At 70.4% G+C, this 23,458-nt stretch carries 1 protein-coding gene (cut by a window edge); it reads left to right on the top strand.

The features are described from left to right. Nucleotides 1-23,458: the 3' portion of a non-ribosomal peptide synthase/polyketide synthase gene (locus ACYQ5L_RS35010; protein WP_459962485.1), read on the top strand. Its footprint begins 20,876 nt before the window's first position; 23,458 of the gene's 44,334 nt are visible here — the last part of the coding sequence; its start codon lies beyond the left edge, outside the window; the stop codon is at nucleotides 23,456-23,458.

Raw genomic sequence — 23,458 nt, 5'->3', positions numbered from 1 at the left:
GCGCGGCTTCGGCTGGATCCCGGCCGCCGACCTGGGCGAGCTGGGCGGCGCGTACGACGCCGATATGCCGGCCATGGCGCCGATCGACATCAATGCCATCGTCACCGGCGACAAGCTGACCGCCAATATCGGCTACCCGAGCACGCTGCTGTCGGCCGCCGAGATCGCGGAGTTCGCCGCGCTGTGGACCACTGCGCTGTCCGCCGTCGCACGCCATGCGGAATCGGCCGAGGCGGGCGGGCACACGCCGTCCGACTTCGGTCTGGTGCAGATCACCCAGCGCGATATCGACGGCTGGGAACAGCGTTTCGGCGGACTCCAGCAGGTGTGGCCGCTGTCGGCCCTGCAGGCCGGTCTGCTCTTCCACGCCCAGCTGGCGGCCACCTCGGTGGACGTCTACACCGCCCAGGCCGTGCTCACCCTCACCGGCCGCGTCGACGCCGACCGGCTGCGCGCCGCCGCGCAGGCGCTGCTCGACCGGCACGAAATCCTGCGCACCGCCTACGTTTCCGATGCCTCCGGCACTCCGGTACAGCTGGTCATCGAGGGCGTGCGCGCGGCCTGGTCGCAGCACGACCGCACCGCCACGGGCGACGCGTCGGACATCATCGAGGCCGACCGCATGCAGCGGTTCGACCTCACCGAGCCGCCGCTCATCCGCTTCACCCTGGTGCAGACCGCCGCCGACTCCTGGCAGCTGGCCGTGGCCAACCACCACATCCTGCTGGACGGCTGGTCCATGCCGCTGCTCATGCAGGACCTGCTGGTGCTGTACGCGACCCGCTCCGACAGCAGTGCGCTGCAGCCGGTCCGGTCCTACCGCCACTTCCTGGAATGGGTTGCGCAGCAGGATCGTTCGGCGTCGCTGGAATCCTGGAAGCGGGCGCTGCGCGGCGTCTCCGAGCCGACCCTGCTGACCCGCCCCGATGCGGGCCGCGAGATCGCCACGCTGTCCGGCGAATACTTCTTCGATCTGGACGAGGCCGCGACCGCGCGCCTCACCGCCCTGGCCGCGGAGCTCGGCGTCACGCCGAACACCGTGCTCCAGGTGGCGTGGGGCATTCTGCTCGGCCGCCTCACCGGCCGCGACGACGTGCTGTTCGGCACCACCGTGTCCGGCCGTCCGGCGCAGCTGGCCGGGGTCGAATCCATGGTCGGCCTGTTCATCAATACCGTTCCGGTGCGGGTCGCCTTCGATCCGTCCGAATCGGCGCGCTCGCTGCTCACCCGCACCCAGGGCGAGCAGGCCGACCTGCTCGACCACCACTACATCGGCCTGGCCGACATCCAGACCGCCACGGGCATCGGCGGACTCTTCGACACCCTGGTGGTGTTCGAGTCCTACCCGGTCGACGCCGAGGGCCTGCAGGCCCAGGCCGCCGATATCGACGGCATGGGCGTCACCGGCCTGGACGCCGCCGACGCCACCCACTACCCGCTGACGCTCATCGCCCAGCTCGACACCCGCCTGCGCATTCGCGCCGGCTACCTGCGCGATCTGTTCGACGAGGAGACGGTCCGCCGCATTGCCGACCGCCTCATCCGGGTGCTGACGGCCATCACCACCGAACCCGCCGCGGCCGTGGGCGATATCGAACTGCTCGACGCCGCCGAGCGCGAACTGGTCGTGAAGACGTGGAACGAGACCACCTTCGACGTGGACGCGGCGCTGACCGCCGCCTCGACCTCGACCGCCGCCGCGTCCTCCCGGCATGCTTTTGGCCGGGATCCACTCGACGCGGATGATGTCGTTGCCGGTGTGGATTCCGGCCGAAAGCGCGCCGGAATGACGGAGGGCGGTGCTCCGAAGACTGGCGCCGCGAAGGCAACCGGTGCCGCGAAGACCCTGGTCGCGCTGTTCGAGGCGCAGGCCGCGCGGACTCCCGACGCGACCGCCGTCAGCTTCGAGGGGACAGCTCTGTCCTATGCCGAGTTCGGCGACCGGGTGCACCGCCTGGCGCGCTGGCTCATCGAGCGCGGCGTGGGCGCGGAATCGTTCGTGGCGCTGGGCATGCGACGCTCCATCGATCTGGTGGTCGGCATGTACGCGGTGACCGTGGCCGGTGGCGCGTACGTGCCGCTGGATCCGGATCACCCGGCCGAGCGCACCGAATACATCCTGGCCACCGCCGATCCGGTCACCGTGCTGACCTCCGGCGAGGACCTGGGGATCGAGACCGCGCAGGTGCGCATCGACCTGCTGGATCTGTCCAGCTTCTCGGGCGCGCCGCTCACCGACGCGGATCGCCTTGCGCCGCTGCGGGAGTCGAACAACGCCTACGTCATCTTCACCTCCGGTTCGACCGGCCGCCCGAAGGGTGTGGCGGTGCCGCACTCGGCCATCGTCAACCGCCTGGTGTGGATGCAGTCCGCGTACGGGCTCACCGCGGCGGACGTGGTCCTGCAGAAGACGCCGTCCACCTTCGACGTGTCGGTGTGGGAGTTCTTCTGGCCGTTGCAGATCGGCGCGCAGCTGGTCGTGGCCAAGCCGGAAGGCCACCGCGATCCGGCGTACCTGGCCGAACTCATTGCCCGCGAAGGCGTCACGGTCACCCACTTCGTGCCGTCCATGCTCGCGGTGTTCGTGGCCGAGCCGGCCGCCGCGCAGTGCAGCAGCCTGCGGATGGTCTTCGCCTCCGGTGAAGCCCTGTCGCCCAAGCCCGCGCACCGCCTGCGCGAGCTGACCGGGGCCGAGCTGCACAACCTGTACGGCCCGACCGAAGCCGCGGTCGACGTCACCTACCACCGGGTGGTCGACGCCGATATCGACTCCGTGCCGATCGGCCGCCCGGTCTACAACACCGAGGTCTACGTCCTCGACGCGCGTCTGCGGCCGGTTCCGGTCGGCGTCGCGGGTGAGCTGTACCTGGCGGGCGATCAGCTCGCCACCGGATACGTGGCGCGCCCCGACCTGACCTCGGATCGGTTCGTGGCCAACCCGTTCGGGTCCGGCCAGCGCATGTACCGCACCGGCGACCTCGTGGTGTGGACCGCCGACGGCGAACTCGACTACATCGGCCGCACCGACTTCCAGGTGAAGCTGCGTGGTCTGCGCATCGAGCTCGGTGAGATCGAATCCGCGCTCACCGCACTGGATTCCATTGCCCAGTCGGTGGTCGTGGTCCGCTCCGACGTGCACACCGGCGACCAGCTGGTGGCGTATGTCATTGCCGCGCAGGGCCGCAGCGTGGACGCCGACGCCGTGCGCGCCGAGCTCGGCGAGGCGCTGCCGTCGTACATGGTGCCGTCCGTCCTCATGGTGCTCGACGAGTTCCCGCTCAATGCCTCCGGCAAGCTGGACCGCAAGGCCCTGCCCGCCCCGGTGTTCGAGGCCGCGGTCTTCCGCGCCCCGACCACCCCGGTGGAGCAGATCGTCGCCGGCGTCTTCGCCGAGATCCTCGGCCTGAGCCGGGTCGGCCTGGACGACGACTTCTTCGCCCTCGGCGGCAACTCGCTCTCGGCCACCCAGGTGGCGGCGCGCCTGTCCGCCGCGCTGGACACCCAACTGGGCGTGCGCGAGATCTTCGAGGCCGCCACCGTCGCCGCCCTGGCCGCGCGCGCCGAAACCCATTCCGGCGCGGGCACCCGCCTGGCGCTGACCGCGCGGCAGCGGCCCGAGCGGCTGCCGCTGTCGCTGGCGCAGCAGCGCATGTGGTTCCTCAACCGGTTCGATCCCGAATCGGCCGTCAACAACATCCCGGCCGCCGTGCGCCTGTCGGGTCTGGTGGACCGCCAGGCCCTGCAGATCGCGGTCGCCGATGTGCTGGCGCGGCACGAGTCGCTGCGCACCCGCTACCCGGAGATCGACGGCCAGGCCTTCCAGGAGATCGTGCCTACCGCCCAGGTCATCCCGGACCTGACGCCGATCGAGATCACCGAAGCCGAACTGCCGCAGGCGCTCTCGCGGCTCATCGGCGCCGGCTTCGACGTCACCGCCGAGGTGCCGTTCCGGGCCGGGCTGTTCGAGATCACCCCGACCGAGCACGTGCTCGCGCTGGTGGTGCACCACATCTCCGGTGACGGCTTCTCCATGCTGCCGCTCACCCGGGATGTCATGACCGCCTACGCGGCTCGCGTCGACGGCGGCGAACCGGCCTGGCAGCCACTGGAAGTCCAGTACGCCGACTACGCGCTGTGGCAGCGCGAGGTGCTCGGCCGCGAGGACGACGAGACCTCGGTCATCGCCCAGCAGATCGCCTACTGGAACCAGACCCTGCGCGGCCTGCCCGAACAGCTGGACCTGCCGTCGGATCGCCCGCGTCCGGCCGTGGCCTCGGGTCGCGGTGCGGTGCACCACTTCCGGATCGACGGCGACACCCACGCCAAGCTGGCCGAACTGGCGCGCGCCAATGGCACCACGCTGTTCATGGTCGCCCACGCCGCCCTGGCCGCCCTGCTCTCTCGCCTGTCGGGCGAGCAGGACATCGCCATCGGCACCCCGGTCGCCGGTCGTGGCGAGCGCGCGCTCGACGATCTGATCGGCATGTTCGTCAACACCCTGGTGCTGCGCACGCAGATCGACGGCGGTGAGTCCTTCACCGATCTGCTGAACTCGGTGCGCGCCACCGATATCGCCGCCTTCGGGCACGCCGACCTGCCGTTCGAGCGCCTGGTGGAGATCCTCAACCCGGCCCGCTCGCAGGCCCGGCACCCGCTGTTCCAGGTCATGCTGTCGTTCCAGAACACCGGACCGGCCGAACTGGAACTGCCGGGTCTGACCGCCAGCGGCGTGGACCTGCGCATCGACACCGCCAAGTTCGACCTGCAACTGGTGCTCACCGAGCAGTCCGCCGTCGCCGATGCGACCGGCAACGGCTCGGCCGCGCCCGCCGGTCTGGCCGCCGAATTCATCTACGCCACCGACCTGTTCGACGCCTCGACCGTCGAGCGCTTCGCCAAGTGGTTCAACCAGCTGCTCAAGGCCGTCGCGCTCACCCCGCACCGCCCGATCGGCGATCTCGCGCTGATGGACGTGCTGGCGGTGGCGCAGGAGGTGCGCGACTGGAACCTCACCCGGGTCGATGTCGCGGCGGGCCTGCCCGCCGGGGCGACCGGCACGCTGGTGTCGCTGTTCCAGGCGCAGGCCGCGCGGACCCCGGATGCCGTCGCGATCATCGATCGGGAAGCGGGAGCGGAACTCTCCTACGGCGAGTTCGCCGACCGGGTGCATCGCCTGGCCCGGCACCTGGTCGCGACCGGTGTCGGACCGGATTCCCTTGTCGCCCTGGGTATGCGGCGCTCGCTCGACCTCGTGGTCGCCGCCTACGCGGTGCTCGAGGCCGGTGGCGCGTACGTGCCGCTGGACCTGGACCAGCCGGAGGATCGCATCGCTTACGTCCTCGAGACGGCGGCGCCGGTCTGCGTGCTGACCACCACGCGCGACGGCTTCACGGCCGCGGGCACGGACACCCTGGTCATCGACGCGCTGGATCTGTCCGAATACCAGGCTGTTCCGGTTTCGGACGCCGAGCGGATCGCCCCGCTGCGGCCGTCCAACGCGGCCTACGTGATCTTCACCTCCGGTTCGACCGGCCGCCCGAAGGGTGTGGCGGTGCCGCACTCGGCGGTCGTGAATCAGATCCGCTGGATCACCACCGAATACGGCATCGACGCCGACGATGTGGTGCTGTTCAAGACCCCGCAGACCTTCGACGTGTCGGTGTGGGAGTTGTTCGGCCCGTTGGCGACCGGTGGCCGCATGGTCGTGGCCACGCCGGATGGTCATCGTGATCCGCAGTATCTGGCGGATGTCATTGCCGCCGAGCGGGTCACCATGACCTCGTTCGTGCCGTCCATGCTGACCGTGTTCGCGGGCAGCGCGAATGCCGAAGCCCTCGCCTCGCTGCGGGCGCTGCTCGTCGCCGGTGAGGCCTTCACCTCCGACAATGTCGCCGCGTTCCGTCGTATCAGCCCGGCGAAGCTGCACAACCTGTACGGCCCCACCGAATTCACCGTGCACGCCACGTTCGCGCCGGTCGCGGAGGATGTGCAGGGCGCGGTGCCCATCGGTCTGCCGGTGTGGAACGCCCAGGCGTACGTGCTGGATTCGCGTCTGCACCCGGTGCCGCAGGGCGTCGCGGGCGAGCTGTATCTCGCGGGCGACCAGCTGGCGCGCGGCTACGTCGGCCGCGCGGATCTGACCGCGGATCGGTTCGTGGCCAACCCGTTCGGGACCGGCCAGCGCATGTATCGCACCGGTGACCTGGTGCGGCGGGCCGCCGACGGTTCGATCGTGTACCTGGGCCGTACCGACTTCCAGGTGAAGTTGCGTGGTCTGCGCATCGAGCTGGGTGAGATCGAATCCGCGCTCACCGCGCACGATTCCGTCGCCCAGGCCGTCGTCGTCATGCGCTCCGACGACCGCACCGGCGACCGCCTCGTCGGCTACGTCGTGCCGGCCGCCGGCGCGATCGACGTGGACGCCCTCAAGGCCCACCTGTCGGCGCAGCTGCCGTCCTACATGGTCCCGGCCGCCTTCGTGGCGCTCGACGAGTTCCCGCTCAATGCCAATGGCAAGCTGGACCGCCGCGCCCTGCCCGAGCCGGAGTTCGAGGCGCGCGAATTCCGCGCCCCGTCCACCCCGGCCGAGGAGATCGTCGCGGGCGTCTTCGCCGAGGTGCTCGGCGTGGACCAGCCCATCGGCCTCGACGACGACTTCTTCGAGCTCGGCGGCAACTCGCTCATCGCCACCCAGGTCGTGGCCCGCCTCGGCGCGGCCCTCGACACCCGGGTGCCGGTGCGCGTGCTGTTCGAGGCGCCCACCGTGGCCGCGCTGGCGGCCCGCGTCGAAACCCACTCCGGCAGCGGCGCCCGCCGCGAACTGGTCGCCCAGCAGCGTCCGGCGGAGATCCCGCTGTCGCTCGCGCAGCAGCGCATGTGGTTCCTCAACCGCTTCGACACCGCCTCGGCCGTCAACAACATCCCGATGGCCGTGCGCCTGGCCGGCGAGCTGGACGCGGACGCCCTCATCGCCGCCGTCGGCGATGTGATCGAACGCCACGAGGTGCTGCGAACGGTCTACCCGCAGAACGACGAGGGCCTCGGCGTGCAGGTCATCCTGCCCGCCGACCAGGTGCAGCTCGATCTGGCGCCGGTCACCGTGCCCGAAGCCGAACTGCGCGAGCGGATTGCGGGCATGGTACTGACCGGGTTCGACGTCACCGCGGCGGTTCCGGTGCGCGCCGGACTGTTCCGGGTGGCCGATGCCGACGAGCCCACGCACGTCCTGGTTTTCGTGGTCCACCACATCTCCGGCGACGGCTGGTCGGTGCGCCCGCTCGCCCGCGACGTCATGGTCGGCTACCTGGCCCGCGCCAATGGCGAAGCCCCGCAGTGGACCCCGCTGCCGGTGCAGTACGCCGACTTCGCGCTCTGGCAGCGCGAAACCCTCGGCTCCGAGGACGAGGCCGACTCGCTCATCGCGCAGCAGGTCGCCTACTGGTCGGACTCGCTGGCGGGCCTGCCCGACCAGATCGACCTGCCCTCGGATCGCCCGCGCCCGGCGGTGGCCTCCAACCGCGGCGGCGTGCACGAGTTCACCATCGACGCCGACCTGCTCGACGGCATGAACGCGCTGGCGCGCACGCACGGCGCCAGCCTCTTCATGGTCGTGCACGCGGCCTTCGCGGCCCTGCTGGCGCGCCTGTCCGGCGGCGACGACATCGCCATCGGCACCGCCGTCGCGGGCCGCGGCGAAGCCGTGCTGGACGATGCCATCGGCATGTTCGTCAACACCCTGGTGCTGCGGACCGCCGTCGACTCGGGTGCGCGGTTCGACGAACTCCTCGCCCGCACCAAGGACACCGACCTGGCCGCCTTCGGGCACGCCGACCTGCCGTTCGAGCGCCTGGTGGAGATCCTCAACCCGGCCCGCTCGCAGGCCCGGCACCCGCTGTTCCAGGTCATGCTGTCGTTCCAGAACACCGGCGCGGCCACCTTCACCCTGCCGGGGCTGGAAGTCACGGGCGTGCCGCTGGACGTGGTCACCGCCAAGTTCGACCTGCACCTCAACCTGACCGAACGGGTCGGCGCGGACGGCGCGGCCGAGGGCATGGCCGCCGAATTCGCCTACGCCACCGACATGTTCGACGCGAACACCGTCGCGGGCTTCGCGAATCGCCTGGTGCGCATGCTGAACGCGGTCGTCGGCGAACCGGACGCCATCGTCGGCGATATCGAGCTGCTCGACGATCTCGAACGCCGTCGCGTGCTGCGCAATTGGAACGCCACCGAATACGACGTGACCCGCGTGGCCCTGGGCGGTCGCACCGCCGAGGCCGACGTCACCCTCGCGTCCATGTTCGAGGCCCAGGCGCTGACCAGCCCGAATGCGCCCGCGGTGGTCTTCGAGGGGACAGGTCTGTCCTACGCCGAGTTCTCCGCTCGCGTGCACAGGCTGGCCCGCCACCTCATCGCGCAGGGCGTAGGACCGGATTCGCTTGTCGCCCTGGGCATGCGCCGCTCGCTCGACCTGGTGGTCGGCATGTACGCGGTCATCGCCGCCGGCGGCGCGTACGTGCCGCTGGATCCGGATCACCCGGAGGAGCGCAACCAGTACGTCCTCGATATCGCCCGGCCGGTGTGCGTGCTCACCACCGAGAAGGACGCCTTCTCGGCCGAGGCGCTGCGGATCGACTCGCTCGACCTGTCGGCCTACTCCGACGCCCCGGTCACCGATGCGGAACGCCGTGCCCCGCTGCGCGAGTCGAACACCGCGTACGTGATCTTCACCTCCGGATCCACCGGCCGCCCCAAAGGCGTCGCGGTCACCCACGCCGCCATCGTCAACCGCCTGGTGTGGATGCAGGCCGAATACGGCCTGTACACCGACGATGTGGTGCTGCAGAAGACCCCGGCCACCTTCGACGTGTCGGTCTGGGAGTTCTTCTGGCCCTTGCAGGTCGGCGCGCAGCTGGTGGTCGCCAAGCCGGACGGCCACCGCGATCCGGCGTACCTGGCCGATCTCATCAGCGCGCACGGCGTCACCACCGCGCACTTCGTGCCGTCCATGCTGTCGGTGTTCGTCGCCACGCTCGAATTGGGCCGGTCAAGCACTTCGGATAGAAACGTGCCCGAATGCACTTCGCTGCTGCACGTTTTCGCTTCGGGTGAGGCGCTGCCCGCGCCCACCGCGCAGAAGCTCATCGAGCTGACCGGCGCGCAGCTGCACAATCTGTACGGCCCCACCGAGGCCGCGGTCGACGTGACCTTCCACGAGGTCACCGCCGCCGACACCGTCTCGGTGCCGATCGGCGCACCGGTGTTCAACACCCAGGTGTACGTGCTGGATTCGCGCCTGAACCCGGTTCCGGCCGGGGTCCCGGGTGAGCTCTACCTGGCGGGCGCCCAGCTGGCGCGCGGCTATGTCGCGCGTCCGGAACTGACCGCGGATCGCTTCGTGGCCAACCCCTTCACCGCCGGGCAGCGCATGTACCGCACCGGCGACCTGGTGAAGTGGACCGGCGCGGGCGAACTGGAATACCTGGGCCGCACCGACTTCCAGGTCAAGCTGCGCGGTCTGCGCATCGAGCTCGGCGAGATCGAGGCCGCCCTCACCGCCCTGGACGCCATCGCCCAGTCGGTGGTCGTGGTCCGCTCCGACGACCGCCTCGGCGATCAGCTGGTCGGCTACCTCATCCCGGCCGCGGGTCACACCGTGGACCTGGACGCCGTGCGCACCGGACTGCACGACGCACTGCCCAGCTACATGGTCCCGGCCGCCTTCGTGCTGCTGGAGGCCTTCCCGCTCAATGCCTCCGGCAAGCTGGACCGCAAGGCGCTGCCCGCGCCGGTGTTCGAGGCCAAGGTGTTCCGCGCCCCCTCGACCCCCATCGAGGAGATCGTCGCCAACACCTTCTCCGACGTGCTCGGCGTCGGCCGGGTCGGCCTGGACGACGACTTCTTCGAGCTCGGCGGCAACTCGCTCATCGCCACCCAGGTCACCGCCCGCCTCGGCGCGGCCCTGGACACCCACCTCGCGGTGCGCGATCTGTTCGAGGCCTCCAGCGTCGCGGCCCTGGCCGCCCGCGTGGAACGCAATGCGGGTTCCGGCCGCACTCGCCCGCGCCTGGTCGCCGGCGAGCGCCCGGATCTGCTGCCGCTGTCCCCGGCGCAGCAGCGCTACTGGTTCCTCAACCAGTTCGACACCAGCACCTCCGCGGTGGACAACATTCCGCTGGCGGTCCGGCTCACCGGCGCGCTCGACCTGAACGCGCTCGAGCAGGCCATCGGCGATGTGATCAGCCGCCACGAGGTGCTGCGCACCGTCTACCCGCGCACGGCCGACGGGCCGCACCAGGTGATCCTGCCCGAATCGCAGACCGATCTGCTGCTGGTGCCCGAGGCGGTGACCGAGGGAGATCTGCTCGGCAAGGTCATCGAATTCGCCATGACCACCTTCGACGTCACCGTCGAGGTGCCGCTGGCGGTCAAGCTGTTCCGCATCAGCGATGCCGGGACCGAAGAGCACGTGCTGGCCTTCACCATCCACCACGTCTCCGCCGACGGCTCCTCCATGGGCCCGATGGCGCGCGACATCATGGTCGCCTACGCGGCCCGCGCCACCGGCGAAGCCCCGCTGTGGGCCCCGCTGGCGGTGCAGTACGCCGACTACGCGCTCTGGCAGCGTGAGGTGCTCGGCGCTGAGAGCGATCCGGAATCGCTTGCCGCCCAGCAGGTCTCCTACTGGAAGCGCGCACTGGCCGGGCTGCCGGATCAACTGGAGCTGCCCACCGATCGGCCGCGCCCGCCGGCGCAGTCCTTCCACGGCAAGGCGCTGCGCTTCGATATCGACGCCGACCGCCACGCCAAGCTGCACGAACTGGCGCGCGCCCATAACGCGTCGCTGTTCATGGTCGTGCACGCCGCGCTCGCGGTGCTGCTGGCGCGCCTGTCCGGCACCGACGACATCGCGGTCGGCACCCCGATCGCGGGCCGCGGCGAACGCGAACTCGACGATCTGATCGGCATGTTCGTCAACACCCTGGTGTTCCGCACCACGGTGGACGCGAGCCAGACCTTCGCCGACATGCTCGCCGAGGTGCGCGAACGCGACCTGGAGGCCTTCGCCAATGCCGAGGTGCCGTTCGAGCGCCTGGTCGAGGTGCTCAACCCGGTCCGCTCCACCGCGCGCAACCCGCTGTTCCAGGTCGGCCTGTCCTTCCAGAACCTGGCCGAGACCGCCTTCGAACTGCCGGGCCTGCACGTGGCCGCGGTGCAGTTCGAATCGCAGCTGGCCAAGACCGATCTGCACGTGACGCTCTACGACCGGTACGCCGAGGACGGCACCCCGGCCGAGATCCTCACCGAATTCGGTTACGCCACCGACCTGTTCGACGAAGCCACGGTGCGCGCCTTCGCGGACCGGTTCGTGCGGGTGCTGGACGCCATCCTGGCGCAGCCGGGCATCACCGTCGGCGAGATCGATCTGCTCGACGCGGACGAGAACGAGCGAATCCTGAAGCGGTGGAACGACACCGCGCAGGACATCGACGCGGTCGTCGACGGCGGATCGCGGGCCACGCTGGTGTCGCTGCTCGACGCCTCCGTCGCCGCCGATCCGAAGTCGGTCGCCATCGTGGCCGATCGGACCGACGGCGAGCCGGAGTCACTGACCTACCGGGAACTCGACGCCCGCGTCAACCAGCTGGCGCGCGAGCTCATCGCGCGGGGTATCGGTGCCGAAGATCGTGTGGCGCTGGCTATCCGGCGTTCCACCGAGTTGGTCGTCGCCATGTATGCGGTGGCGAAGGCGGGTGCGGCGTATGTGCCGATCGATCCGGATCAGCCTGCCGAGCGGACCGGGTACATTCTGGAGACCGCCGCCCCGGCGTGCGTGCTCACCACCGCGGGCGATGGATTCGACTCCGAGGTCGCGACGGTGCTGCGCATCGACGAGCTGGATCTGTCCACGCACGCGGATACGCCCGTCACCGCCGCTGAGCGAGTGCGGGAGCTGACGGCGGCGAACACGGCGTATGTCATCTTCACCTCCGGTTCGACCGGCCGCCCCAAGGGCGTGGCGGTGCCGCACGGTGCCGTGGTCAATCAATTGCTGTGGAAGGTCACCGAATTCGGTCTCGACCCGGCCGATGCGGTGTTGTTGAAGACGGCTGCCACCTTCGACCTGTCGGTGTGGGAATTCTGGTCCGCCGCAGCCTGCGGTGGCCGGATGGTCATCGCCACGCCGGATGGGCACAAGGATCCGGCGTACCTGAACGAGTTGATCGCGCGGGAGTGGGTGACCACCCTGCATGTGGTGCCGTCCATGCTGGACGCGCTGCTGACCGACGGTCTGCCGGATTCGCTGTGGCGCATCCTGGCCATCGGTGAGGCGCTGCCCGGCCCGCTCGCGCAGCGAGTGCTGCGGGAGAGTCCGCGGACCGAGTTGTTCAACCTGTACGGCCCGACCGAGGCCGCGGTCTCCATCACCAGCCACCGGGTCACCGAGGCCGACGCCGTGTCGGTGTCCATCGGTGCGCCGGAGTGGAACAGCCAGGTGTACGTCCTCGACGCTCGGCTGCGGCCGGTGCCGGTCGGCGTGTCGGGTGAGCTGTACCTGGCCGGTGCGCAGCTGGCGCGCGGTTACTTCGGGCGTGCGGACCTGACCTCGGACCGGTTCGTGGCGAACCCGTTCGACAGCAACGGTTCTCGTATGTACCGCACCGGTGACCTGGTGGCGTGGAACGCCAACGGTGAGCTGGAGTACCGGGGTCGTACCGACTTCCAGGTGAAGATCCGCGGCTTCCGCATCGAACTCGGCGATATCGAATCGGCGCTGCTGCGCCGAGACGCCGTGGTCTCGGCCGCCGTTGTCGCGCACAATGATCCGGCGCTGGGCGACCGCCTGGTGGCCTACGTGGTGGGCGCCGACGGCGAACTCGACAAGCAGGCGCTGCAGACCGCGCTGGCCGCGGAACTGCCGTCCTACATGGTCCCGTCGGTGTTCATGCAGCTGGATGCGCTGCCGCTGAACGCCAATGGCAAGCTCGACCGCAAGGCGCTGCCGGAGCCCGTCTTCGAGAAGGCGGTCTTCCGGGCGCCCGTCACCCCGATCGAGCAGATCGTCGCCGGCGTGTTCGCCGACGTGCTGCGCGTCGAGGCCGGCCGCATCGGCCTGGACGACGACTTCTTCGCCTGGGGCGGCAACTCGCTGCTCGCCACCCAGGTGGCGGCCCGCCTCGGCGAGGCGCTCAACACCCGGGTGCCGGTGCGCCTGATGTTCGAGGTCTCCACCGTGGCCGCGCTGGCCGCGCGCGTGGAACTGGATGCCGGGGCCGGTGGCCGCAAGGCGCTCACCGCCGGGCCGCGACCGGAGAACATTCCGCTGTCGCTCGCCCAGCAGCGCATGTGGTTCCTCAACCGCTTCGACACCGAATCGGCCGCCTACAACGTGCCCGTCGCGGTGCGGCTGTCCGGTCACCTCGATGTGGACGCGCTGCGCGCCGCCGTCGCGGATGTGGTTGCCCGTCACGAGATCCTGCGCACCATCTACCCGCAGACCGAGAACGGGCCGGTGCAGGTCATCCTGCCGCCGGCGCAGGCCATGCCGGAGCTGCCGGTGCACACCGTCGGCGTCGACGAGGTCGCGGCGGCGGTGCTGGAGCTGACCTCCACCGCCTTCGACGTGACCACCGAGGTGCCGCTGAAGGTCGCGCTGTTCCGCATCGAGGGGGCCCCGGCCGCCCCGGCGGCGGCACCGTCGCACAGCGATCTGGACGCGCACGCCGCGGCCTACACCTTCGCGGCCGCCGATCCGTACGCCACCGCCACCTTCGCGGCCATCGACCCGACCGCCGTGACCGCGCCCGCCGCGGAATACGTGCTGGCGCTGGTCACCCACCACATCTCCGGTGACGGCTCCTCGGTGGCGCCGCTGACCCGCGACATCATGACCGCCTACGCGGCCCGGTCCATGGGTCTCGAGCCCGCCTGGGCCCCGCTCGCGGTGCAGTACGCGGACTACGCCATCTGGCAGCGCGAATTGCTGGGCAGCGAGGACGATTCCGAATCGCTCGCCGCCAAGCAGGTCGCCTACTGGAAACAGGCCCTGGCGGATCTGCCCGATCAGCTGGATCTGCCCGCCGACCGCCCGCGGCCCGCGACCCCGTCCTTCCGGGGCGGCAAGGTCGAGGTGCGTATCGACGCCGAGCTGCACCGTCAGCTCGTGGAGCTGGCGCGCGCCGAGGGCGCGACGTTGTTCATGGTCGTGCACACCGCCCTCGCGGTGCTGCTGGCCCGACTGTCGAGCACCGACGACATCGCCATCGGCACCCCGATGGCGGGCCGCGGCGAGGCCGTCCTCGACGACCTCATCGGCATGTTCGTCAACACCCTGGTGTTCCGCAGCCGGGTGGATGTCGGCGAGGCGTTCACCGAGCTGCTGGCGCGTCAGCGCGAGACCGACATTCAGGCGTTCGCCAATGCCGACGTGCCGTTCGAGCGCTTGGTCGAGGTGCTCAACCCGGTGCGCTCCACCGCGCGGCATCCGCTGTTCCAGGTGGGCCTGGCCTTCCAGAACCTGGGCCGCACCGTTCTGGAGCTGCCGGGCCTGACCGTCTCGGGCGTGGACGACGAGGTCACCACGGCGCAGTTCGACTTGAACCTGATCGTGGGCGACCAGTACGACGAGAACGGTGCGCCCGCGGGCATCATCGGCAACTTCGTCTACGCCACCGATCTGTTCGACGAGTCGACCGTGGCCGTATTCGCGCAGCGCCTGCTGCGCGTGCTGGCGGCCGTGGCCGCGCAGCCGCAGCGGCCGGTCGGCGAGATCGACCTGCTCGATGCGGCCGAGACCTCGCGAATGCTGGTGGACTGGAACGACACTCGCCACGAGGTCGCTCCGGAACTGCTCCTGGACGGCTACCGCCGCGCGGTCGCGCAGTACCCGGACAAGACCGCCGTCGTCTACGAGGGCGCGTCGCTGACCTACGCCGAGTTCGACGAGCGCGTGAACAAGCTCGCGCGCCTGCTCATCTCGCAGGGCGTGGGTGCGGAATCGCTGGTGGGCCTGGCCATTCGCCGGTCGCTGGACCTGGTGGTCGGCATGTACGCCATTGTCACCGCCGGTGGCGCGTGGGTGCCGCTGGATCCGGATCACCCGGCCGAGCGCATCGCCCACATCCTCGACACCGCGCAGCCCGCGTGCGTGCTCACCACCACCGCCGACGCGGTCGAGGTGCCCGCGGGCATCGAGCTGCTGCACCTGGATACCGTTGCGCTGGAGGAGTTCTCGGGTGAGCCGGTAACGGCCGCCGAGCTGCTGCGCCCGCTGCGCGCGGACAACCCGGCGTACGCCATCTTCACCTCGGGCTCCACCGGTAAGCCCAAGGGTGTGGCGATCACCCACGGCGCCATCCACAACCAGACGGAGTGGATGCTCGCCGAGTACCCGATGGGTCCGGAGGACGTCTACTTCCAGAAGACGGCCACCACCTTCGACGTGTCGCTGTGGGGCTACTTCATGCCGCTGCGGGCGGGCTCGACCTTGGTCGTGGCCACCCACGACGGTCACCGCGACGCCGACTACATCGCGGAAACCATTGCGGCGCAGGGCGTGACGGTCACCGACTTCGTGCCGTCCATGCTCACCGTGTTCGCGACGCATACCACGCCGGGCGCGCTGCCGACCCTGCGCGACGTGTTCGTCATCGGTGAGGCGCTGCCGCCGGAGACCGTCACCCAGGTGCTGGCGCTCGGTGACGGCATCAAGGTGCACAACCTGTACGGCCCCACCGAGGCCACGGTGTCCATCACCTACTGGCAGGCCGACGGTTCCGACACCCGGACCACGCCGATCGGCGTGCCGCAGTGGAACAGCACCGTCTACGTGCTGGATTCGCGCCTGCGGCCGGTGCCGGCCGGAGTGCCGGGCGAGCTGTACCTGGCCGGTGACCAGCTGGCGCGCGGCTACGTCCGCCGCCCGGACCTCACCTCGGATCGCTTCGTGGCCAACCCGTTCGAGCCCGGTGCGCGCATGTACCGCACCGGCGACCTCGTGGTCTGGCGGATTGCGAGCGAGGGCCGCCCGCAGCGGCTGGAGTACATCGGCCGCACCGACTTCCAGGTGAAGTTCCGCGGTCAGCGCATCGAGCTCGGCGAGATCGAGACCGCGCTGCTGGCGCAGCCCGCGGTCAGCCAGGCCGTGGCGCTGGTGCTGCCCACCTCGCTCGGCGATCAGCTGGTCGCCTACGCGGTGCCCGCACCGGGCTACTCGATCGACCAGGAGGCGCTGCTCGAGGCCATCGGCGAGACGCTGCCGACCTACATGGTTCCGGCCGTGATCGTCGCGCTCGACGCCTTCCCGCTCAACACCAGCGGCAAGCTCGATCGCAAGGCGCTGCCCGAGCCGGTCTTCGCCGCCCGCGAATTCCGTGCTCCCACGGGCGAAGTCGAGATCGCCATCGCCGGGGTCTTCGCCGAGGTGCTCGGCGTGGAACGCGTCGGCGCGGACGACGACTTCTTCTCCCTCGGCGGCAACTCGCTGCTGGCCACCCAGGTGGCGGCGCGCCTCGGCGCGGCGCTGGACACCCGGGTGCCGGTGCGCGCCCTGTTCGAGGTCTCCACGGTCGCCGGGCTCGCCGCGACCCTGGCACCCGATGCGGGAACCGGTGGCCGCCGGGCCATTACCGCGCAGGAGCGGCCGGAGAACCTGCCGCTGTCGCTGGCGCAGCAGCGCATGTGGTTCCTCAACCAGTTCGACACCGCTTCGGCGGCCTACAACGTGCCGGTCGCGGTGCGCCTCACCGGCGAACTCGACGTGGAGGCGTTGCAGCAGGCCGTGTACGACGTGGTCGACCGGCACGAGACCCTGCGCACCGTGTACCCGCAGCGCGACGGCGCGGCCGTGCAGGTGATTCTGGCCGCCGCCCAGGCGGTTCCGGATCTGACGCCGGTCCCGGTGGCCGCGGGCGAACTGCGCGATCGGGTGGCGGCCCTGGTCACCACCGGCTTCGACGTGACCGGCGAGGTGCCCTTGCGCGCCACGCTGTTCCGTGTCGAAGACGCGCAAACCGCCGAATACGTCCTGGTATTCGTCGCCCACCACATCAGCGCCGACGGCTGGTCCATGGGCCCGCTCACCCGCGACGTCATGATCGCGTACGCGTCCCGCGCCCACGGCTCGGCTCCCGGCTGGGAACCGCTGCCGGTGCAATACGCGGACTACGCCATCTGGCAGCGCGAGGCGCTCGGCTCCGAAGACGATCCGCAGAGCCTGATCTCGGCGCAGGCGCAGTTCTGGCAGCAGGCCCTCGCGGACCTGCCCGACGAGCTGAACCTGCCCTCGGATCGCCCGCGTCCGGCGGTGCAGTCCTTCCGCGGCGGCCGGGTGCTGTTCCCGATCGACCAGCAGCTGCACCGCGGCCTGAAGCGGATCGCCCGCGAGGAGGGCGCGACGCTGTTCATGGTCGTGCACACCGCGCTGGCGGTCTTCCTGGCGCGCCTGTCCGGCACCGACGACATCGCCATCGGCACGCCGATCGCCGGTCGCGGCGAGGCCGAACTCGACGGCCTGATCGGCATGTTCGTGAACACGCTGACGCTGCGCACCAAGGTCGAGGGCGGCGCCTCCTTCCGGGAGCTGCTGGCCGCGAACAAGGACAGCGATCTGCGGGCGTTCGCGCACGCCGACATTCCGTTCGAGCGTCTCGTCGAGGTGCTCAACCCGGAGCGGTCCACGGCTCGCCATCCGCTGTTCCAGGTGGCGCTGTCGTTCCAGAACCTGCCCGACAGCAGCTTCGAACTGCCCGGCCTGAAGGTCGCGGCCGTCGACTTCGATGTCGAGACCGCCAAGTTCGACCTCATGCTGACCGTGCAGGAGGCCGAGGCCGAGTCCGACGCCGGTATGCACGCCGAATTCGGCTACGCCCGTGACCTGTTCGACGCGGACACCATTCAGGTGTTCGCGCAGCGGTTCACGCGACTGCTGGGCGAGATCGTGGCGCAGCCGCGCAAGGCCGTGGGCGATCTGGAGATCCTGGAGGCCGGCGAGCGCACCGACCTGACCGCCCGCACCGGCGGTCCGGCCGTCGCGCCGCGGGTGCTGCCCGACCTCATGGCCGAGGCCGTCGCCGCCAACCCGGTGGGCGAGGCCGTGGCCTTCGACGGGCAGGCGCTCGGCTACGCCGAACTCGACGCGGCGTCCTCGCGCCTGGCGCGCATGCTCATCGAGCGCGGCGCCGGACCGGAAACCCGTGTCGCCGTCGCCATCAAGCGCTCCTTCGAGTCCGTGCTCGCGGTCTGGGCCGTGGCCAAGTCCGGCGCGGCCTTCGTGCCGGTCGACCCGTCCTACCCGGCGGATCGCATCGCGCACATGGTCGATGACTCCGGCGCGGTGCTCGGCCTGACCGTCGAGGCCGAACTCGACGGGCTGCCGCCGGTCAAGAGCCTGGCCGGGTGGATCTCCCTGGACGATCCGATGGTCATCGCCGAGGTCGAATCGCATTCGGCCGCACCGGTCACCGATGCCGAGCGCTGGGCGCCGATCCGGCCCGAGCACGTCGCGTACGTGATCTACACCTCCGGCACCACCGGCATGCCCAAGGGCGTCGTGGTCACCCACTCCGGCCTGGCCAACTTCAGCGCCGAACAGGTCGAGCGCTACGGCCTCGACTCCGCCTCGCGCGCACTGCACTTCGCCTCGCCGTCATTCGACGCGTCGGTGCTGGAGTACCTGCTGGCCATCGGCTCCGGCGGCACCCTGGTGGTCGTCCCGCCGGGCGTTTACGGCGGCGACGAGCTGTCGGATCTGATCAAGCGCGAGCGGGCCACGCACGCCTTCATCACCCCGGCGGCGCTGGCCACCTTCGACGCCAAGGGCCTCGACAGCCTGCGGGTGCTGGTCGCCGGTGGCGAGGCGGTGCCCGCGGATCTGGTCGCGAAGTGGGCGGTTCCGCTGGCGGACGGCACGGTTCGCGCCTTCCACAATGGGTACGGCCCGACCGAGACCACGATCATGACGAACATCAGCGATGCGCTGCTGCCGGGCGATCTGGTCACCATCGGTGCGCCGGTGCGGGGCATGCAGTCGCTGATCCTGGACGCGCGGCTGCGGCCGGTGCCGGTCGGCGTCGCGGGTGAGCTGTACCTGTCGGGTATTCAGCTCTCCCGCGGCTACCACGACCGGCCGGGTCTGACCGCCGATCGGTTCGTCGCGAATCCGTTCGCGGCGGGTGAGCGCATGTACCGCACCGGTGACGTGGTCCGCTGGACACCCACCGGCGAGGTGGAATACGTGGGCCGCAACGACTTCCAGGTGAAGGTGCGCGGCTTCCGCATCGAGCTCGGCGAGATCGACGCCGCGCTGGCGTCGTTCGAGACCGTCGACTTCGCGGTCACCGTGGGTCACAAGACCGAGGCGGGAGCGACCATCCTGGCCGCGTACGTGCTGCCGGTCGCGGGCCGCTCCGTCGACATCGCCGCTCTGACAGAGCATGTCGCCGGTCGACTGCCGGAATACATGGTGCCGACGGCCATTACGGTCCTCGACGCCATTCCGCTGACCCCGGTCGGCAAGCTGGATCGGCGGGCGCTGCCCGAACCGGTGTTCACCGCCCGCGATTTCCGGGAGCCGGTCACCGAGCTGGAGGCGACCCTCGCCGAGGTGTTCGCCGATGTGCTGGGACTGGAGCAGGTCGGCGCGGACGATTCGTTCTTCGCGCTCGGCGGCGACTCCATCCTGTCGATTCAGCTGGTGTCGCGGGCCAAGGCGCGCGGCATCGTGTTCACCCCGCGCGATGTGTTCGAGCGGCGGACCGTCGCGGGGCTGGCCGAGGTGGCCGCGCTCGGCGGCGAAACCCAGGTGCAGCAGCTGGAAGAGCTGCCCGGCGGCGGTGTCGGCGACATTCCGCTGACGCCGATCATGCACGCCATCCTGTCGAGCGGCTCGCCCTACGACCGGTTCTCGCAGACCATGGCGCTGCGCCTGCCGGAGAACATCGACCGGGACGCGCTGGTGGGCGCCATCGCGGCGGTCTTCGACCACCACGATGTGCTGCGAACCCGCCTGCGCGGCAATGCGTCCGAGGGCTTCGAGTTCGAGGCGCTCGCGCGCGGAGCCGTGGATGTGGACGCCCTGGTGCATCGGGTCGAGCTGCCCGCCGACATCTCCGATGCGGAGCTGACGCGGCTGGGCACCGTCGAATTCGATGCGGCCCTGGGCCGTCTCGATCCGGCGAATGCCGCCATGGTGCAGTTCGTCTGGTTCGCCTTCGAGGGGCTGGACGCAGCCGGCGGCACCCGCCGCGACGTGCTGCTCATCGTCGGCCACCACATGGTCGTGGACGGCGTCTCCTGGCGCATCCTCATTCCGGACCTGGGTCTGGCCTGGTCGCAGCTGGCCTTCGGGCAGCCGGTGGCCCTGCCGGAGAACGGGACCTCCATGCGGCGCTGGGCGCACGCCCTCGTCGAGGAGGCCCGCGCGCCGGAACGCGTTGCGGAGCTGCCGTTCTGGAAGAAGGTCGTGGAGACCCCGGATCCGCTGCTCGGTTCCCGGGCCTTCGATCCGGCCGTCGACACCTTCGCCACCGTGGAGCGGGTCGAGGTCACGGTCCCGGCCGATGTGACCGATGCCGTGCTCACCTCGATTCCGGGTCTGTACCGCGGCGGCGTCAATGACGGTCTGCTGGCGGCGCTGGCCCTGGCGGTCGCACGCTGGCGCGGTGAGAGCACCGGCAGCGCGGCGCTGTTCAAGCTCGAGGGCCACGGCCGTGAAGAGGACGTCGTCCCGGGCGCGGATCTCTCGCGCACCGTGGGCTGGTTCACCGCGGCCTTCCCGGTGCGCCTGGACCTGCACGGCGCCGATCTGGCCGATGCCTTCGACGGCGGAAAGACGCTGGGCGACATCGTCAAGTCGGTCAAGGAGCAGCTGCTGGCGGTGCCCGACAAGGGTCTCGGCTACGGCATGCTGCGCTACCTGAACCCGGAGACGGGCGCGCAGCTGCGCGACGCCGGTCAGATCAGCTTCAACTATCTGGGCCGCGTCTCCGCCGGCGAGGTGCCCGAGGACCTGGCCGAGATCGGCTGGACTCCTTCGGACGACCTGGGCCGCCTGGATGCCGAGATGGACGCGGACATGCCCGCGAACGCCGTCATCGACATCAATGCCATTGCCACCGACGGCGCGGACGGGCCGCAGCTCGGTGCGGCCTTCGCCTACCCGAGCGGTCTGCTGGACCGGGAACAGGTGCAGCGCTTCGCCGACCTGTACGTGGAGGCGCTGACCGCGCTGGCCCGCCACGCCCGGCGCTCCGACGCCGGCGGCTTCACGCCGTCGGATATGGCGCTGGTCAAGGTGACTCAGCCGGATCTGGACATGTGGGAGCGGGCCTACCCGGCCATGACCGAGGTGTGGCCGCTGTCGCCGCTGCAGTCCGGTCTGCTCTTCCACGCACTGCTCACCCAGCACACCGTGGACGTCTACACCATTCAGGCCGTGCTGGACCTGGGCGGACAGGTGGACGTGGAGCGGCTGCGCGCGGCCGGGCAGGCCATCGTGGACCGGTACCCGTCGCTGCGGACCGCCTTCGTCACCGATTCCGGCGGGCAGGCGCACCAGATCGTGCTGGACCGGGTGGAAGCCCCGTTCCGGTTGGTGGACCTCACCGATCTCCCCGCGGCGGACCGCAATCCGCGCATGCGGGAGCTCATTGCCGAGGATCGCGCGAACCACTTCGACCTGGCCACCGCGCCGCTCATGCGGTTCAACCTGTTCAAGATCGACGACGAACAGTGGCACCTGGTCATCACCACCCACCACATCCTGGTGGACGGCTGGTCCATGCCGCTGCTCATGCGCGATCTGCTGGTGCTGTACGCGGTGCGCGGCGATGTCTCGGCGCTGCCGCGCGTCGCCTCCTACCGCAACTACCTGGCCTGGCTGGCCGGGCGGGACCGGGCGGAATCGCTGAAGGCCTGGACTCGTTCGCTCTCCGGCGTGTCCGAGCCCACCCAGCTGGCGCCCGCAGCCCGCAAGGACGAGCAGTACGAGGTGGGCCGCCACGCCCTGGAGATCGACGCCGAACGCACCCGGCAGCTGACCAAGCGCGCCGCCGAACTCGGCATCACGGTCAATACTCTGATGCAGACGGCGTGGGCCATCCTGGTGGGCCGCCTCACCGGCCGCGGTGATGTGGTCTTCGGCGCGACGGTCTCCGGCCGTCCCGCCGACCTGCCGGGCGTGGAATCCATGGTGGGCCTGTTCATCAATACGGTGCCGGTGCGCATTCGCGTCGACGACCGCCTCACCATCGAGGGTTTGCTGGAGCGCGTCCAGCGTGAACAGGCCGACCTGCTGGATCACCACTACATCGGCCTGACCGAGATCCAGCAACTGGTCGGCGCCGGTTCGGAATTCGACACCCTCGTGGTGTTCGAGTCCTACCCGGTCGACAAGGACGCCATTGCCGCCGCCAGCTCCATCGACGGCATGTCGGTGCGCGGCGTCGGCATCAACGACGACACCCACTATCCGATGACGCTGGTGGTCATGGCCTCGGAGACCATCGAGGTCTCCATGCGCTACCTCGACTCCCGCTTCACCGCGGAAGAGGTGGAAACCCTCGCGGCCCGCCTCGACCGGGTCCTGGACGCCCTGCTCGGCGAACCGTCGAGCCTGGTCGGTGACATCGACATCCTCGATGCCACCGAACGCGCCCGCATCCTCGCCGAATCGGCTGTCACCCCGGCTGATTCGACCGTGGAACCGGCCCGGGTGGGCGCCCGCACGGTCGCCAACGTGCTGGCCGAGGTCGTCGAAGAAGACCCGCAGGCCCCCGCCCTGCTCGACGACGGCCAGGAGCTGGCCTACCACGTCCTGGACCGCCGCTCCTCCCAGCTGGCCCGCCTGCTCATCGACCGCGGCGCGGGTCCCGGCGACATCGTCGCCGTGGCCCTCCCGCGCTCCGCCGATGCGGTGGTGGCCGTCTGGGCCATCCACAAGGCAGGCGCCGCAGCCCTGTTCGCCGAAGGCATGTCCTTCGGCGACATCCTCGCCGCGGGCGCCGGCTTCGGCATAGCCCAGGAACCGGCCGCCAGCTCCGTCCGCTGGCTGGTCCCCTCCGACCCGAAGGTCCAGGCAGACCTGTCCACCCGCCCCGCCCACCCGGTCACCTACACCGACCGCGTCCGTCCCCTGACCGAGGCCGATCCGGCCTTCGTCTACCGCACCCCCGCCGGGGCCTGGGCCACCCTCACCCAGACCGAGGCACTGGACCGCGCAACCACCCTGCGCACCGACAACGACGTCGACTACGAGTCGACCACCTTCACCACGGCCGCCACCGGCCCCGCCGCCATCGACGAATTCCTCGTCGCCGCAACGGCAGGCGCCCTCTCGGTCCTCCCGACCGGCGACCTGGAAGCCGACCTGGACGAGGGTGAGGTCACCCACTGGTTCACCGCCCCCGGCGAACCGACGGACGCCGCCGGCGACGAGGTGAGAATCGTGCCCGGCAACTAG

Source organism: Nocardia sp. IFM 10818 (assembly GCF_054655275.1).
The sequence above is the reverse complement of the archived record's forward strand: the minus strand, read 5'-3'. Positions and strand labels throughout refer to the sequence as shown.